We start from the raw sequence: 16,778 nt of genomic DNA, 5'->3' as shown, positions 1-16,778 counted from the left end.
GGCAAGGAAGCGGTATTCAACGTAACGTCTTTACTCAGAACTTCTTTACTGAAGATGCCATACATAAACAGAACTGTACCCCGTTTTACCAAAAGCGTTATCACATATTCGATTATTAATGGCAAGTCATTTTTAAACAGTGGCGGCGCTATCGCACATAATTGAAACGTCGTCGGCACTTATTGCTCATTAACAAAGGAATCTCAAACATTAAACGCGTAAAACCGAATAGGGTTAGCCTGGCAGTCATACTTTGCAGGCTCTATCATAATCCGCTACCGCGCTTAAGTCTATCGTCCGGGCCTGCGTCTGCGGTGATTTTTAACCGCGTTTATTGCAGAAATATGGCAAAGCTTCCCCAGAAAAAATTCATTTAATCATATCTGCTGGAAGTTGAAGACGGCCATGTCAAAAGTTAAACAAAAGAAGCGGCCGGTTCATATTAAATTTTAAATTGCACCAAAATCAGGAAAATGAAATTTTAACTGCCCCATTTAAAAGCACAGTCGCTATCTGTTAATTCGCGGTAGTACCACTAATCAATCCGGATTAACGGACGGGCATCTCGTTTTTTTCCTGCCTTTAAATTCACCGATTAGGAATGTTCTTAAATTATATTATTTAGCGCCATTTTCGCGCCAATTTTCCACGCGCTGAAGCGCACCTCATCCTGCTGCGCTTCCTGCATCGCCTCTGCCAGCACGCTGGGCGGCTCGTCCAGCGACTCGTCGGCCAGCTCAAAAACGCCCCAGTGAATAGGTATAGTCACGGGCTGGCCCAGCTGCTGATGCAGATAAACGGCCTGCTGAGGGTCCATATGCTGTCCGCGCATGAACCATTGCGGTGCATAAGCCCCTACCGGCAATGCGGCCAGGTTAAAAGGCCCTAGCCTGCGGGGGATATCCAATAGATTATCCGTATAGCCGCTGTCGCCGCTGAACCAGAAGCTTAGTGCACTATTTTTTACGACCCAGCCACACCACAAAGAGCGGTTACGATCGTAAGGCGTGCGCATACTCCAGTGGCGCGCCGGCACGGCAAAGACCTCCAGGCCGACGACATCCGCTTTCTCCCACCAGTCCAGCTGGGTAACCTGCTTTGCGCCCTTTTTGCGGAACCAGGGAGCCAGCCCTAACGGCACGACAAACTGCACATGCGGAAAACGCCTGAGGATTTTTTTGATGGTTGGCGTATCCAGATGATCGTAGTGATTATGCGAAATCAGCACGCAATCCAGCGAGGGAAGATCGTCAATCTCCAGCGCCGCTGGCGTTTTACGCTGCGGCCCATAGAAACTTAGCGGCGAGGCACGCTCTGACAAAGCGGGATCGATCAGCGTATATTTTCCCGCAACCCGCAGCAGAATGCAGGCATGGCCAAGCCACCAGACCGCGTCATCCTGCCCGGAAAGGTCCGCTCGCTGCCACCACTGCCGGATAAACCCGTCGTAGCCTGCGGCAGGCGGAAACGGCAATCCCTGTGCCTTTCGTTCTTTACGCCAGCGCTGTAAATCGCCTTTATTACGCAGTTCCGCCTCGGGATTGCGAAAGCCTTCCGGCGTATGGTGGCTTTTTTGCGGATCGTACCAGGGATTCTGCCAGGCCATTTAAAGCTCCTTGTGCCGGAACGGCTTAGCGCTCCGGAATAACGCGAATAAAATCGGGCTCGTCGTTGCCGCCCGCAGCGGCTTGCTCAGCACCGGCTTGCGCTGCTACCAGCCTCTGTAGCAGCTGGTTCTGTTCTTTCTGCTCTTCCAGCAGCGCGGTGAGCAGGCGGATCTGCTCATTGGCCCTGACGCTGGCACGATTAACCCAAAACCAGACCAGCAGCCCTGCCACGCCCAGCACGCAAAGGATTGCCAGACCTGACCCGTTTACGACTTCGTTTAACACGCTCATACTCCTGAAGCTACTTAGCACCGTTACGTTTGTTTCGCCACGATTCTACCAGGAGATCGCCGAATTCATAGCGGCCTGACAGAACTTTAGGAACCTTCGCGCAGGCAACGGCATCGGGTTACAGTAAGCTCAACCAAACTGCCACAACATGTTGATAAGGGTAAGCAGACCCCGGCGCGGCCGGGAAGCGTCTGCATTAACACGGAGATACCATGAAATTTTTTGTTCGAATCGTTGCGCTACTGGTGCTGGCATGGCTGGCGCTGCTGGTCACAGGCTATGGCGTGCTGGCCGGAAGCCATAAAAACGTAGCAGGCATGGGTTTACAATGCCAGTATCTCACTGCCAGAGGCGTGACGACCGCACAATATCTGCATAGCGACAGCGGCATCGTTGGCGTTACCGATTGTCCTTTATTACGGAAAACCAGCGAAGTAGTAGATAACTAAGGGTACGGCTGGCCAGCCTTACGCTGGCCATCTGCTTTAAAAAGGATAATCCCTGTAACCCATCTGTTCGGAAATTGTTTTTGCCGCCTGGTGCAGCATCGCCACGTAACTCCCCTTCTCTTCCTGCGAAAAGCGGATAGTAGGGAAAGAGAGGCTCAGCCCGGCAATAACCACGCCAAAACGATCGAAGACCGGTACGGCGATGCAGCGTAAGCCTTCCTCCTGCTCCTCAATATCTTCGCCATAGCCCTGAGCCCGCACTTTTTCCAGCTGGGTCATCAGCTGCTCCAGCGTGGTCACCGTGCGCGGCGTGCTTTGCTGAAAGGTAACGCCTGCTAAAATTGTCCGTACTTCTTCCGCCTCTCGCCAGGCCAGCAAAACTTTGCCAATAGCGGTGCTGTACAGCGGATTGCGCCGGCCAATGCGTGAATACATGCGCAGGTTATAGAGCGAGTCGATTTTGTGAATATAGACGATGCTGTCTTCTTCCAGCGCGCCCAGATGGATAGTTTCACGCGTCTGGCGGGAAAGCTCGCGCATCTGCACATCAGCGCTGCGGATCAAATCAACGTTCTGGAGTGCTTTGGCACCCAACTCAAACAGCTTCAGGGTCAGGCTATATTTCTCCGTTTCGCCTTCCTGGGCAACATAGCCGAGCGATTTCATCGTCTGCAGAAAGCGATAAACGGTGCTTTTAGACATCATTACGCGCTGGGAAAGCTCGGTAATACCGTGCGCCCTCTCCTCGCCCAACGCCTGTAAAATGCCAAAAACCTTCAGTACGGAAGAGACCGAATCGGGTTGTTTATCCACTTCATCCTTTGCCATTGCTCTGCCTTTTTTGTTTTATAAAAAGTGAAACACTATTTCCAGTATACTTTTTGCCGTCGCGGCTGCGCAATGTTAACCTCGCCGCGCTATGGACACATTTGCTGATAGTTACCTCTGCGTAAACCGTAGCGCCAGCGGTAAAAAATGATTAGCATTGTGATATTCACTCCCCTGACTATTATCCCTTATGCCACAAACTCCTCAACAGGATGGCCTGCCCGTTCCACAGCGCTACGGCGCAATTCTGGCCATCGCGCTGGGTATTACCGTTGCCGTGCTGGATGGCGCTATCGCTAACGTTGCTTTACCGACCATCGCCAGAGATTTACACGCCAGTCCGGCTGCGTCGATCTGGATTGTTAACGCCTATCAGCTGGCGATCATCGTTTCGCTGCTGTCGCTCTCTTTTCTGGGCGATATCGTTGGCTATCGTCGGATTTATCAGTGCGGCCTGGTGGTTTTTACCTTTACCTCACTGTTCTGCGCGCTTTGCAGCTCGCTGGAAATGCTGACTTTCGCCAGGGTGCTGCAAGGCTTTGGCGGCGCAGCGTTGATGAGCGTTAATACGGCGCTGATCCGCATTATCTACCCACAGCGGCATCTGGGTCGCGGCATGGGGATCAATTCGCTGATCGTCGCCGTTTCAACCGCAGCCGGCCCCACGGTCGCCGCCGCCGTTCTGTCAGTTGCCTCCTGGAAATGGCTGTTTTTGATCAACGTTCCCGTAGGCATCGCGGCGCTGCTGCTGGCATGGCGCTTTCTGCCTGATAATGTGCAAAAAGCAAAAGGACAGCGCTTTGATGTTCCCAGCGCCATTATGAACGCGCTGACCTTTGGCCTGCTGATTTCAGCGCTTAGCGGCTTCGCCCAGGGTCAGAGCGGCAAACTGATTACGGCGGAGGTCGTCGCGCTGATCGTTATTGGCATTGTGTTTATTCGCCGCCAGCTGCGTCTTCCTGTCCCGCTGCTGCCAGTAGACTTGCTACGGATCCCCGTCTTTTCGCTTTCGCTGTGTACGTCGGTTTGTTCTTTCTGCGCCCAGATGCTGGCGATGGTCTCGCTGCCGTTCTATCTGCAGACGGTGCTGCATCGTGATGAAGTGGCAACCGGTCTGCTGCTCACGCCATGGCCACTGGCTACCATGGTGCTGGCACCTATTGCCGGAAGGCTGATCGAGCGTTACCACGCCGGGCTGCTCGGCGCTATCGGACTGGCGTTTTTTGCCATCGGTCTGTTTTCGCTGGCTCTGCTGCCTGCCACGCCGGGCGACTGGAGTATTATCTGGCGCATGATGATTTGCGGAGCGGGATTTGGCCTGTTTCAGTCACCTAACAACCATACGATTATCTCCTCTGCGCCTCGCCATCGCAGCGGCGGCGCCAGCGGGATGCTGGGCACCGCGCGCCTGCTCGGGCAAACCAGTGGCGCAGCGTTAGTGGCGCTGATGTTTAACCTGTTTAACGAGCAGGGTACGCATGCTTCACTGCTGCTGGCGGGCAGTTTCTCGACCGTTGCCGTCGTGGTCAGCGCTCTGCGTCTGACGCAGCCAGCACCCGGTAAAAAGGCAGGATAAAAAAAATGCCGGTCAGTGACCGGCATTTTTCTTCGATAAACGTTACTTCAGGTACTGGCCGCTGCGCAGCGCTTCGATACGCTTATCCAGCGGCGGATGCGACATAAACAGTTCGCTAAGCGACTTTGATTTGCCGTTGATGCAGAACGCCATCATCGTGCTGGCTTCCTGCGGTTCGTAGCTGGTTTTCAAACGTTGCAGCGCGGCGATCATCTTTTCGCGGCCGACCAGCCGTGCCGAACCGGCGTCAGCATGGTACTCACGATGGCGCGAGAACCACATGGTGATGATGCTGGCCAGAATACCAAACACCAGCTCCAGCACCATCGACACCGCAAAATAGACCAGCGGGTTGCCGTTGCTGCTTTCGCCTTCTTCGCGGTCGCCCGACATAAAGCCGGAAGCGATCTGCGCAATAATGCGCGAAACAAAGATGACAAAGGTGTTCACGACACCCTGGATCAGCGTCATGGTGACCATATCACCGTTAGCGATATGGCTTATCTCATGGGCCAGCACCGCTTCGGCTTCGTCACGGTTCATGTTCTGCAACAGACCAGTCGATACCGCGACCAGCGAAGCATCACGGTGCGCGCCGGTGGCGAACGCGTTGATATCCGGTGCATGATAGATAGCCACCTGCGGCATCGCTATCCCGGCCTGCCGCGCCTGTCCGGCAATGGTCTGCATCAGCCAGCGTTCGGTTTCGTTACGCGGCTGTTCAATCACCTCACCGCCGACGGAACGCAGCGCCATCCACTTGGACATCAGCAGTGAGACAAACGCACCGCCAAAGCCAAACAGACCCGCCATAATCATCAGGCCCTGAACACTGCTTGACCGGATCCCTGTCAGACTGAGTATCAATCCGAACACCAACATGACGCCAAGGTTGGTTAACAGGAAAAGCGCAATACGCATCATAAACTTTCTTCTTCCTCGGTTAAAAAAACGCTAACAGCGGATAACTATCCTATGGGTGCAGGAAAACATTTCAAGCGCTGGAGGTCTTTAACTCCCTAAAAAGACATAACTTTACATTTTGTCGCAACTTTTAACAGGCGGGAAAACGTCAAGTGTCAGGAAAGGTAGAGAGACAGCAAACGGCAGGAAAATTCAGGTAAAAAAAGGGCACAGTTTTCGCTGTGCCCTGAGGGTTATTTAGCGCTCTGCTGCTGTTCCAGCTGCGCCAGATCGTTGGCGATATTCACCGTTTCATCAAGATAAGGATCCGGCTCTTTATAATCCTTTGGCAGGTCCTCAAGCTTTGACAACGGCTTCTTGCCTTCGCGCTGCAGGCGAGCGTTAATGCGCTCCAGGCGTAACGCATCATCTTCATGGTTCTCTTTCTCGCGTTCAGCAAGGTTAAGAGAGATGATGTTGCGCTTGTCCTTCATAGCGTTAAAGCGCGCGATATCTTTCAGGATGTACTGGAACTCCATATCTTTCGCGATACGATCCTGATGCGCCTTCAGCAGCTGCGGCTCAAGCGGTTTTAAATCGCCTGTTTTGGTGTACGAGGCCGCATTGATGCTGTCCCACGGTAGCGCATTGTCCTCAAACTTTTCACCGGTTTCGACCGCTTCGACGCCGGTTGGCATCAGCAGATCTGGCGTCACGCCTTTACGCTGCGTGCTGCCGCCGTTAACGCGGTAAAACTTCTGGATGGTGTAGGTAATCGAACCGAGCGCTGGCCATTCCGGGCGCAGCATCTGGTCATAGATACGGTTCAGCGAGCGATACTGCTGCACCGTGCCTTTACCAAAGGTTGGCTCGCCTACGATCAGGGCGCGGCCATAGTCCTGCATGGCGGCGGCAAAGATCTCCGAAGCGGAAGCGCTGAACCGATCGACCAGCACAACTAGCGGACCTTTATAGTAAACGATGCCGTCGGTATCGCTGTCTTCGCGCACTTTACCCACGTTATCGCGCACCTGTACTACCGGACCAGACGGGATAAACAGGCCGGAAAGCGAAACCGCTTCCGTCAGCGCACCGCCGCCGTTGGTACGAAGGTCGATAACAATGCTGTCGACGTTTTGCTTTTGCAGTTTCTGCAGCTGCACTTTTACGTCATCGGTCAGGCCAACATAGAAGCCGGGAATATCCAGCACGCCGACCTTCTCTTTGCCGACGTTATGCACGCTCATTTTCACCGCGCGATCTTCCAGACGGATTTTTTCGCGCGTCAGCGTGACGATACGGGTTTTGGTGCCCTTACCGGCCGGTAAAATCTCCAGGCGAACCTTGCTGCCTTTTGGCCCTTTGATCTGGGCGACAACGTCATCAAGCCGCCAGCCGATCACATCCTGCATCGGTTTGCCAGGCTGGCCGACGCCGACGATACGATCGCCCACCGTGATGGTTTTACTTTTCGCTGCCGGACCGCCCGCTACCATTGAGTTGATCACGGTGTAGTCGTCATCCATCTGCAGTACCGCGCCGATGCCTTCAAGCGACAGGCTCATTTCCGTATTGAACTGGTCGGTGTTGCGCGGAGAGAGATAGCTGGTGTGCGGATCGATTTCCCGGGCAAAAGCGGTCATCGCCATCTGGAAAACGTCTTCGCTGTTGCTCTGTGCCAGGCGGCGAATCGCGAACTGATAGCGTTTGGTGAGAACCTCGCGGATCTCCTTTTCGCTTTTACCGGTCAGCTTGAGGCTCAGCTCGTCATACTTGACCTTGGCATCCCACAGCTGATTCAGTTCAGCCGTGTTTTTTGGCCACGGCGCTTTGCTGCGGTCGATATCAATCGTATCGTTACCGCTGAAATTCATTGGCTTATTCAGCACCGTCAGCGCGTATTGATAACGCTCGAAACGGCGTTTCTGCGCCAGATTATAAAGATCGTAAAAAACGTTCAGCTGGCCCGATTTTAACTCGTCGCCCAGCGTGGTTTTTTTCGTTGCATACTGCTCAACGTCAGAAGCAAGCAGTACGTTGTGGTTATAGTCGAGCAGGTTCAGATAGCGGGCAAAAATTTTGGCCGAGAAATCCTGATCCAGATCGAACTGGCGATAGTGCGAACGGGTGAAACGCGACGTAACGCGCTCGCTGACCGTCGCGTGCTGCGGTTCCTGATGAAGCTGAGGGATCTGATCGGCGCGCGTAATAGTATCCGCAGCGAAAACATTTCCGGTAAACAGCAGCGCAGCAATAACGGTGGTTTTAAAAAAGTTGTTCATGCCCTGATTGGCCTCCGTATCAGAACTGCAAGTGTTCTGCGCGTACTATCATTGCCAGGCCGGAAGCCAACTGTACCCGGACGCCATCTTTGGTAATTTCAAGAATGGTTGCATCCATCGCACCTTTGCCAGCCGTGACTTTAATGTTTTGACCTACCTGCAGCGCTGCGGTATCCGTAACGGGTTTGCTGCGTTGCGGCTGGCGTTCTGCGGAAGGCGCGCTGCCAGGATTACGCTGTGGCTTCGCACGCGCGGCCCGGGGCTGCTCGCCTTCGGCAGAAGGTTTACGAACCGGCTTGCGCGGACGGCGCGGCGCGGCTTCTTCACCCGCTTCACGTTTCTTCGCCTGCTGCTGTTCGCGCTGCGCCTGAACGCGCGCTTTCGCCTCTTCGAGCTGCTTACGGGCATGTTCTACATGCTGCTCGTCCAGGACGCCGCAAGGGTTGCCATCCAGGTCAACGCGGGTAGCACCAGCTTTGATGCCATATAAATAGCGCCAGCTAGAAGTATAAAGGCGCAGCGCGGAACGAAGCTGAGTTTTACTCAGGCTCATTTCGCCCTGCACGCGGTCGACTAAATCCTGAAAGATGCCGATTTTTAGCGGTCGTGCTTCGCCTTCGGCGCTAAAGCACTGTGGAAACCGCTCTGCCAGAAAGGCAATTACTTCTTTGCTGCTATTCAACTTGGGTTGATTTTCCATGAAATTTCCTGATTACAACGGGGTAGCCAATAAGCCGCAGGCATGAACAGGCGTCATTATAATGACACCATCGGCAAATGCTACGTTATCCAGCACTTTAGCTGCGTTTCATGTGAATAAATTTTTCGACATCCGAGCCAGCCAATACTTCACACAGGCCTTCGACCAGCTCAATTAGCCCCGTTTCATCTTCATTATCAAAGCGGTTATAGACCACGCTATCGATATCCAGCACGCCAATCGTCTGGCCGTTAACGCTTATCGGCAGAACGATTTCCGCATTGCTGGCGGCGTCGCAGGCAATATGGCCCGGGAAAGCATGCACGTCATCTACACGCTGTACGGCGTTTTCGGCTACGGCGGTTCCGCATACGCCACGGCCTACCGGAATGCGTACGCAGGCAATTTTGCCCTGAAAAGGGCCAAGCACCAGGGTATTCTCTTCCGTTAACAGGTAAAAGCCGGCCCAGTTCACGCCTTCCAGACGTTCGAACAGCAGCGCGCTACAGTTCCCCATCGCGGCCAGAAAACTGGTTTCGCCTGCAATAAGCGCACGCAAATCGCGATTAAGGTCCGAGTAGAATTCTTTTTTAGTCATTTTTTAACCATTATTGAAACTTGTTACGAAGTCCAGTATGACTTCGCCCAATAAAATAAGCATTAAAAGTCCAGACGGACAAGGTGAATGATTCCGTTAGTTAATATACCCTTGTTGATCTGAAGCTTTAAAAGCATAAACGAAGAGTGGTTCGCCGTGGCGATTTTGCCTGACCGTACCCTGCCAATCCGGGTAACCTGTGAAAATATACGCTATTAGCCATATTCTGCCTCAGGCACGTTATCAGCGTTGTCCGCAATGCGATACCCTTTTTTCCTTACCAGATGTTAAATCTAATGAGACGGCGCACTGCCCGCGCTGCAACGCGACTATCCTTAACGGCCGCGACTGGTCGATGACGCGGTTAATGGCGATGGCGGTGACCATGCTGCTGCTGATGCCGTTTGCCTTCAGCGAGCCGCTGCTCACTATACGCCTGCTGGGCACCACGATTCGCGCCAGCCTGCTGGAGGGCATTTTACAAATGACCCAGCAGGGCGATGTGATTACCGCTTCAATGGTGGCTTTTTGCACTATTGGCGCACCCGCAACCCTTGTTGCTTCTGTTATGTGGCTCTTTTTTGGCGACAGGCTGGGGTTAAATCTGCGTCCGGTTTTGCTGATGCTTGACCGGCTGAAAGAGTGGGTCATGCTGGATATTTACCTTATCGGCATCGCCGTCGCCTCAATAAAGGTGAAAGATTATGCGGATATTAATTTCGGGCCGGGTTTAATCGCCTTTATCTCGCTGGCGATACTCAGCCTGGTAACGCTTATTCATATGAACATTGAGCAGCTGTGGCACCGCTTTTATCCCCAGCCGCAGCCGCATGTCGATCCCAAACAGCTACGGGTTTGCCTCAACTGTCACCATACCGGCCTGCCCGATGAACGCGGTCGCTGTCCGCGCTGCCATACGCCGCTGCGCCTGCGGCGCCGTTTCAGCCTGCAGAAGTCCTGGGCTGCATTAATTGCGTCGATAGTGCTGCTTATTCCGGCTAACGTCCTGCCTATCTCCATCATTTATCTGAACGGCTCACGGCAGGAAGATACGATCCTTTCCGGTATCCTCTCGCTGGCTTCCGGCAATATTCCGGTGGCGGCCGTGGTGTTTATCGCCAGTATCATGGTGCCTTTCACCAAGGTTATCGTGCTGCTGACGCTGCTGGTGAGCATTCATTTTAACTGCGAGCAGGGCCTGAAAACCCGCGTTCGGCTGCTCAGGGTAGTTACCTGGGTCGGACGCTGGTCTATGCTGGACCTGTTTGTGATTTCATTAACTATGTCGCTGGTCAATCGCGATCAGCTTCTGGCTTTTACTATGGGGCCGGCCGCCTTCTATTTTGGCGCGTCGGTTATTCTTACTATCCTTGCCGTTGAGTGGCTGGATAGCCGTTTACTTTGGGATGCACATGCAACAGGAAACGCCGACTACACCGACTAGCGCACGCATTAAACGCCGACGCAAAATTTCGCCGTTCTGGCTGCTACCGTTTATCGCGCTGTTGATTGCGGGCTGGCTCGTCTGGACCAATTACCAGGAGCGCGGCACCACCGTCACTATCGATTTCGCCACGGCGGACGGTATCGTGCCGGGCCGCACGCCGGTGCGCTATCAGGGCGTAGAGGTTGGCCTGGTGCAGGGCATCAGTATGACCGACGATTTACGCACGATAAAAATCAAAGCCAGTATCAAAAGCGATATGAAAGAGGCGCTGCGGGACAAAACGCAGTTCTGGCTGGTCACGCCGAAAGCGTCGCTGGCGGGCGTATCCGGTCTGGATGCGCTGGTAGGCGGTAACTATATCGGCATGATGCCGGGCAAAGGCAAGCCGCAGGATCATTTTGTGGCGCTGGACACGCAGCCGAAATACCGCGTCAATACCGGCGAAATGCTGATTCATCTACATGCGCCCGACCTTAGCTCGCTGAATACCGGCTCGCTGGTCTATTTCCGTAAAATTCCGGTCGGCCGCGTTTATGATTACAGCATTAATCCCGGCAATCAGGGCGTGACCGTTGACGTCCTGATTGAGCGCCGCTTTACCAACCTGGTGAAAAAAGGAAGTCGCTTCTGGAACGTCTCCGGCGTTAAAGCCGACGTTGGCTTAAGCGGGGCCAAAGTGCAGCTGGAAAGCCTGGCGGCGCTGGTTAACGGCGCTATCGCCTTCGACTCCCCGGAAGATTCCGCGCAGGCAAAAAGCGAAGATAACTACCAGCTTTATCCCGATCTGGCACATAGCCATCGCGGCGTGCTCATTACGCTGGATTTGCCCGGCGGAAAAGATCTCAAGGCGGGTAGTACGCCACTGATGTATCAGGGACTGGAAGTCGGCACCCTCACCGCGCTAAACCTTCAACCTGACGGTAAGGTTACAGGCGAGCTGACTATCGATCCTTCCGTTACCGGCCTGATGCGCAGCGGCACGCGTATAGAGATGCGCAGCCCGAAAATCACGCTGGCCGATACCAGTCTGAGCAGCCTGCTGACCGGCAGCACGCTTGAACTGGTGCCGGGCGAAGGTGAGCCACAAAATCGCTTTACGGTGTTGCGAAGCAACGAGTCGCTGCTGCAACGGCCCGACACGCTGGAGGTAAAGCTGACCGCGCCAGAAAGCTACGGCATTGATGCGGGTCAGCCGGTCATGCTGCACGGTATGCAGATTGGCCAGGTGGTCAACCGCAAGCTGAATGAGCAAGGCGTTGGTTTTATCATTGCCATCACGCCGGATTATCGCCAGCTGGTGCATGGCGACAGCAAGTTCATTATTAACAGCCGCCTGGACGTTAAGCTGGGCATTGACGGGATGGAGGTGCTGGGTGCCAGCGCGCGCGAATGGGTCGACGGCGGCATTCGCCTTGAGCCAGGTAGTAAAGGCGCGCCAAAACAGAGCTACCCGCTTTACGCTAATGCGGAAAAAGCGGCTGAAGGAATTACCACTAACCAGCTTCCTACCACGCTGACGCTGACCGCTAACAGCCTGCCGGATATTCAGGCTGGTTCTGTGGTGCTTTACCGTAAGTTCCAGGTCGGTGAAATTGTTGACGTAACGCCAAGAGCCAACGAATTTGACGTTCGCGTACATATCAAGCCGGAATACCGCAAACTGTTGACGCCAAACAGTGTTTTCTGGTCGGAAGGCGGCGCGCGCGTGCAGCTGAACGGCAGCGGGCTAACCGTGCAGGCTTCGCCACTGAACCGTGCGCTGAAAGGCGCCATCAGCTTTGATAACCTCAGCGGTGCGGGTGCCGGTTTAACCAGCAAAGACAAGCGCACGCTGTTTGAATCGGAAACGGCCGCCAGGGCGGTAGGTAGCCAGATTACGCTGCGCACTTTCGATGCCAGCAAGCTCTCTTCAGGCATGCCGATTCGCTATCTGGGTATTACCATCGGTCAGCTGGAATCGCTGGCGCTAAACGACCGGAAAGATCAGGTTATCGCTAAGGCCGTGCTTTATCCGGAATACGTGCAGGACTTTGCGCGTCTGGGCAGCCGCTTTTCGGTGGTTTCACCAGAAATTTCTGCGGCAGGCGTCAACCATCTGGACACGATACTTCAGCCCTATATCAACGTTGATCCGGGCAAGGGCCGCGCCCAGCGTACCTTTGAACTTCAGGAATCAACCATTACCGATGCGCGCTATCTGGATGGCTTGAACATTATTATGGATGCGCCTGAAGGTGGCTCGCTTTCCGTCGGCACACCTGTGCTGTTCCGTGGCATAGAAGTGGGAACGGTGACGGGAACCTCGCTGGGAGCAATGGCGGATCGCGTACAAATCACGCTGCGCATCAGCAAAAAATATCAGCATCTGGTCAGGAACAACTCGGTGTTCTGGCTGGCATCCGGCTACAACTTCAAGTTTGGCCTGATTGGCGGCGTGGTGAAAACCGGGACTTTCCAGCAGTTTATTCAGGGCGGCATTCAGTTTGCCACGCCGCCAACCGTTCCGCTGGCACCGCAGGCCACCAGCGGCAAGCATTTCCTGCTGGAAAACGAAGAGCCGCAGGACTGGCGTAAATGGGGAACCGCGCTGCCGGCTAAATAATCGTGACGGGCCGTCCACGGCCCGTGATGTTTTGTTGCAGGTATCGCTTTAGCTTTGTCAGCAATCTGTACGGGCAGCCCAACTGCCCGTTTTTTTTCATCAGGGCGAGTGTGCTAGACTCGCCCTACTTTTTTACAGCGGAATTTTTCAGTGTCTTCTTCTTCACGCGTGTATTTCCCGGACCTTTTCCTGAGCCAGATGCGCGACCTGCTGCCCGACGCCGCAGAGTTCGACAAATTTATTGCTATCAGCCAACAGCCGCTGCGCCGCAGCCTGCGCGTTAATACGCTGAAAATTAGCGTGGCAGATTTTCTGGCGCAGGTTGCGCCTTACAACTGGGCGCTGACGCCGATCCCCTGGTGTAGCGAAGGCTTCTGGATTAGCCGTGACGATGCCGAAGCGCTTCCGCTTGGCAGTACGGCAGAACATCTGTCAGGACTGTTTTATATTCAGGAAGCCAGCTCAATGCTGCCGGTCACCGCCCTGTTTGCTGGCTGTCCCCAGCCGGAAAGGGTGATGGACGTGGCCGCCGCGCCCGGATCTAAAACAACACAGATTGCAGCAGGCATGAATAACCAGGGCATGTTGCTCGCTAACGAATATTCTGCCAGCCGGGTGAAGGTGCTGCATGCCAATATCAGCCGCTGCGGCGTAAGCAATACGGCGATTACGCACTTTGACGGCCGCGTTTTCGGCCCGGCCTTGCCGGAAACGTTCGATGCGATTTTACTCGATGCGCCCTGCTCCGGCGAAGGTGTTATCCGTAAGGATGCCGACGCGCTGCGCAACTGGTCACCGGAAAGCACGGCAGAGATCGCCGCGACGCAGCAGGACCTGATCGACAGCGCTTTTCATGCGCTCAAGCCCGGCGGCACGCTTATCTACTCAACCTGTACGCTAAACCGTAGCGAAAATCAGCAGGTGATTGCCTGGCTGCTGGCGCGCTATCCTGATGCCGTAACGATTGAACCGCTTAACGATCTTTTTATCGGCGCCGACAGCGCAAGCACTGACGAAGGTTTCCTGCACGTTTTCCCACATCTTTTTGATAGCGAAGGTTTTTTTGTTGCCCGCTTACGTAAAACGTCAGGCGTGCCGCCGCTACCGCTGCCCGGCTATAAAGTGGGCAAGCTGCCTTTTTCTCCGGTAAAACGCAAAGAGGAGCAGGAGATAGCGATGGCCGCAGCGAAGTCGGGCCTGGCCTGGGACAGCGTCACGCATAGCCTCTGGCAGCGTGATAAGGAACTGTGGCTTTTCCCTGTTTCGCTGGAGCCATTGTTAGGCAAGGTGCGCTTTTCCCGCATCGGCTTAAAGCTGGCGGAAACCTTCGCCAAAGGCTATCGCTGGCAGCATGAGGCGGTTGTTGCGCTGGCTCAGCCACAGGCTAAAAATCGTTTTGAGCTGACGCTGGCGGAAGCTGAAGAGTGGTATCGCGGGCGCGATATCTATCCTGAACGCGAGCTGCCGGCCGATGAAATCATCGTCACCTGTCAGCAGCAGCCGATTGGGCTGGCGAAGAAAGTGAACAGCCGCATTAAAAACAGCTACCCACGCGAGCTGGTGCGGGACGGCAAGCTGTTTTCCTGACTTACTGAACCTGTACCACGGCAAGCTGTTTTCCTGATTCACTGAACTTGTACTACGGCAAGCTGTTTTCCTGACTCACTGAACCTGTACCACGGTAAGCCGGTTGCCGAACACGGCACCGGTATCGATAAAGTGCAGGTTTGCCGCGCTCAGAGCTTCAGCAAGCGGCGTATGGCCAAAGTAAAAAGCATCCGCGCCGCTGATTGCTGTGGCTCTGCCCTGCTTTGCCTGTTCAACCCGGTTACGGCTCCAGACCACGTCGAAAGGATCGACCGGGGCTTCCCAGGCATAGCGATCGGCCGGGTAGTCAGCATGCGCGATAACAATCAGCTTATCCTGTAGTTGCAGGTGGATAATCAGCGGCATCAGCCGACAGCGGCTAAGGGCGTGCTTGGCTTCAATCATCTTCATGCCTTCAAGTTTGTAAAACCACTCTCCGCCATTGCCAATCCACTGTTGATGTTCGCCTTTTGTTAACGCATTGATGGCCATTTCTTCGTGATTGCCGCGCACGCTGCGAAACCAGGGCTTACTCAGCAACTCGGCGCAGCCGGGGCTGTCCGGCCCTCGATCAATCAAATCCCCCACGGCTATCAGCAGGTCTTTTTCCGCATCAAAACGATAAGTTTCCAGGCTATCTTTGAGCATGTTCAGACAACCGTGCAGGTCGCCGACGATATAGATATGCCGCCACGCTTTACCGTTAAGATATTGATACATTATGGTCGCACCCTGAGGTAATTTTACGTGGAAGTTGACGTAATGTTTAATTAACAGACACTAAAGTATAGTCTGTTAACGTCTCAGGGAGTCGGCAGAATATGGGAAACGCTCAACAGTTTTGGCTGATGCTGACGATGGTAATTACTGGCGGCATATTGCTGATTGAAGTGCTGGTTAAAGCACTTCAGCTACTGTTTACAGGTTAACATCAAGCTGTTGTCGACGGGCTAAAAGACTAGCTGTTTCTCAGGGCGCGGGGATTTTTTCGCAGAGAGGCACTCCAGTTAAACTCTTTAACCTCACTCTCTTTTGCCGTGGAAGGCTTACGAGGCTTTTTAGCGACAACTGCTTTAGTGCTTTCTTTCACTACGCGATCTTTCATCACCAGTCGCTTGGCTTCTTTTAAAATCTCTTTTTCTTCTTTCGAGGAAGGAACATGGCCTTTTTTTAGCGTCAGCGTTTTTACCTTCGCCTCGATCAGCTCTTTTTCACCATCGGTAAACTGGTCAATAGAAATCTCTTTTGTACTTTTCATGGTGATAACTCCAGCCAGCATGCTAAACGCGAACATCGCGCAGCCCAGGTAGCAGGTGCAGCGTAGAGCTTTACTCGCGGTTGTACAAGCCTGAAAAAAAATGTGATGGCATATCGTCTGCAAATCGCCCTTAATTTTTAACGAGATAACAGGCGTGATAATTAACCGAAAGGTCTATTTTCAGGGAGGATCGTCATCATCTGCCAGCAACAAATTCTGACCAGCCATAACGAGATTAGCTTCATGAGAACGGGATAAGCCCCAGGGACAGGAGAGTAAAACGGGTTAATAAAATATCCGCGTTGGTAAAGGCGAGCTATTGCCGCCTTTACCCATCAGGTAACGATTTAACAAATTATTTTTCCTGATATGGATCTTTTTTATCTGCCTGGCTGTCATCACGCGTACGGGGCATTTCGCCATGCTCGTCCGGATTATCTCTTGCCGGATGATCGTCTTCTTCATAAGCATTGCCGGCGGAAGGCGCTGCCTCTGGCAAACCTTTATGCACATCGCCTTCTTCTTTGCGTTTTTTATTAAGTTCTTTATCAGACATAATTCCTCCTTTGGCTTCCAGTCCATTAAGTGTAGCCGGGGATTGATTACCTGTGAGGGAGGAATACGGAACTGCGCCTTTTTTGTGATGAAAA

Annotated in this window: 15 protein-coding genes; 5 read left to right on the top strand and 10 right to left on the bottom strand. The window is 53.7% G+C overall.

All coding sequences use genetic code 11. From position 1 onward, the window contains the following. Positions 1–607: 607 nt before the first annotated feature. Both ACMGGR_RS08365 and ACMGGR_RS08360 read right to left on the bottom strand, forming a co-directional pair. Positions 608–1,606, bottom strand: coding sequence for an MBL fold metallo-hydrolase (locus tag ACMGGR_RS08365; RefSeq protein WP_414148639.1), 999 nt, complete (start codon positions 1,604–1,606; stop codon positions 608–610). A gap of 25 nt (positions 1,607–1,631) precedes the next feature. Further along, a complete protein-coding gene (locus tag ACMGGR_RS08360) occupies positions 1,632–1,898 on the bottom strand; it encodes a YebO family protein (RefSeq protein WP_414148638.1) in 267 nt (88 codons plus the stop codon). Between the two features lie 212 nt (positions 1,899–2,110). Between ACMGGR_RS08360 and ACMGGR_RS08355 the strand changes: the two genes are divergently transcribed. Beyond that, positions 2,111–2,347, top strand: coding sequence for a YobH family protein (locus tag ACMGGR_RS08355; protein WP_246757505.1), 237 nt, complete (start codon positions 2,111–2,113; stop codon positions 2,345–2,347). 36 nt (positions 2,348–2,383) lie between these two features. On the opposite strand, the gene kdgR is transcribed toward ACMGGR_RS08355, so the two are convergent. Then, on the bottom strand, positions 2,384–3,175 hold the full coding sequence (kdgR, locus tag ACMGGR_RS08350) for a DNA-binding transcriptional regulator KdgR (RefSeq protein ID WP_246757506.1): 792 nt from the start codon (positions 3,173–3,175) through the stop codon (positions 2,384–2,386). Positions 3,176–3,365: 190 nt separating this feature from the next. On the opposite strand from kdgR, the gene ACMGGR_RS08345 reads away from it, so the two are divergent. After that, positions 3,366–4,751, top strand: coding sequence for an MFS transporter (locus tag ACMGGR_RS08345; protein ID WP_414148637.1), 1,386 nt, complete (start codon positions 3,366–3,368; stop codon positions 4,749–4,751). A gap of 42 nt (positions 4,752–4,793) precedes the next feature. Here ACMGGR_RS08345 and htpX read toward each other — a convergent pair whose 3' ends face one another. The 4 genes from htpX to ACMGGR_RS08325 form a co-directional block, all read right to left on the bottom strand. Further along, on the bottom strand, positions 4,794–5,675 hold the full coding sequence (gene htpX / locus ACMGGR_RS08340) for a protease HtpX (RefSeq protein WP_414148636.1): 882 nt from the start codon (positions 5,673–5,675) through the stop codon (positions 4,794–4,796). A 233-nt stretch (positions 5,676–5,908) separates the two neighbouring features. Beyond that, on the bottom strand, positions 5,909–7,936 hold the full coding sequence (gene prc, locus ACMGGR_RS08335) for a carboxy terminal-processing peptidase (protein WP_246757509.1): 2,028 nt from the start codon (positions 7,934–7,936) through the stop codon (positions 5,909–5,911). Between the two features lie 19 nt (positions 7,937–7,955). Continuing rightward, a complete protein-coding gene (proQ, locus tag ACMGGR_RS08330; RefSeq protein WP_414148635.1) occupies positions 7,956–8,636 on the bottom strand; it encodes an RNA chaperone ProQ in 681 nt (226 codons plus the stop codon). A gap of 97 nt (positions 8,637–8,733) precedes the next feature. Beyond that, positions 8,734–9,234 (bottom strand): GAF domain-containing protein, encoded by a 501-nt coding sequence (locus ACMGGR_RS08325; RefSeq protein ID WP_246757511.1) that lies wholly within the window; start codon positions 9,232–9,234, stop codon positions 8,734–8,736. A 199-nt stretch (positions 9,235–9,433) separates the two neighbouring features. Between ACMGGR_RS08325 and yebS the strand changes: the two genes are divergently transcribed. The 3 genes from yebS to rsmF all read left to right on the top strand — a co-directional run bounded on the left by yebS (position 9,434) and on the right by rsmF (position 14,870). After that, a complete protein-coding gene (gene yebS, locus ACMGGR_RS08320) occupies positions 9,434–10,678 on the top strand; it encodes a membrane integrity lipid transport subunit YebS (RefSeq protein WP_246757512.1) in 1,245 nt (414 codons plus the stop codon). After that, positions 10,647–13,283, top strand: a complete 2,637-nt coding sequence (locus tag ACMGGR_RS08315) for a PqiB family protein (protein ID WP_246757513.1) — start codon at positions 10,647–10,649, stop codon at positions 13,281–13,283. The genes yebS and ACMGGR_RS08315 overlap by 32 nt, the downstream gene beginning before the upstream one ends. Positions 13,284–13,433: 150 nt before the next feature. Beyond that, positions 13,434–14,870 carry a 16S rRNA (cytosine(1407)-C(5))-methyltransferase RsmF gene (gene rsmF, locus ACMGGR_RS08310; RefSeq protein WP_343215861.1) on the top strand — a complete coding sequence of 479 codons (1,437 nt, stop codon included), beginning with the start codon at positions 13,434–13,436 and terminating at the stop codon, positions 14,868–14,870. 75 nt (positions 14,871–14,945) lie between these two features. On the opposite strand, the gene ACMGGR_RS08305 is transcribed toward rsmF, so the two are convergent. The 3 genes from ACMGGR_RS08305 to ACMGGR_RS08295 all read right to left on the bottom strand — a co-directional run bounded on the left by ACMGGR_RS08305 (position 14,946) and on the right by ACMGGR_RS08295 (position 16,684). Continuing rightward, positions 14,946–15,593, bottom strand: coding sequence for a metallophosphoesterase (locus ACMGGR_RS08305; protein ID WP_414148931.1), 648 nt, complete (start codon positions 15,591–15,593; stop codon positions 14,946–14,948). 235 nt (positions 15,594–15,828) lie between these two features. After that, positions 15,829–16,128: a DUF3811 domain-containing protein gene (gene yjbD / locus ACMGGR_RS08300; protein ID WP_246757514.1), complete on the bottom strand. Its 300-nt coding sequence runs from the start codon at positions 16,126–16,128 to the stop codon at positions 15,829–15,831. Between the two features lie 355 nt (positions 16,129–16,483). Next, positions 16,484–16,684 carry a hypothetical protein gene (locus tag ACMGGR_RS08295; RefSeq protein WP_246757515.1) on the bottom strand — a complete coding sequence of 67 codons (201 nt, stop codon included), beginning with the start codon at positions 16,682–16,684 and terminating at the stop codon, positions 16,484–16,486. Between the last annotated feature and the right edge of the window lie 94 nt (positions 16,685–16,778).

The organism is Erwinia sp. BNK-24-b (genome assembly GCF_047456155.1).
Lineage (GTDB): Bacteria > Pseudomonadota > Gammaproteobacteria > Enterobacterales > Enterobacteriaceae > Erwinia > Erwinia phyllosphaerae.
The sequence above is the reverse complement of the archived record's forward strand: the minus strand, read 5'-3'. Positions and strand labels throughout refer to the sequence as shown.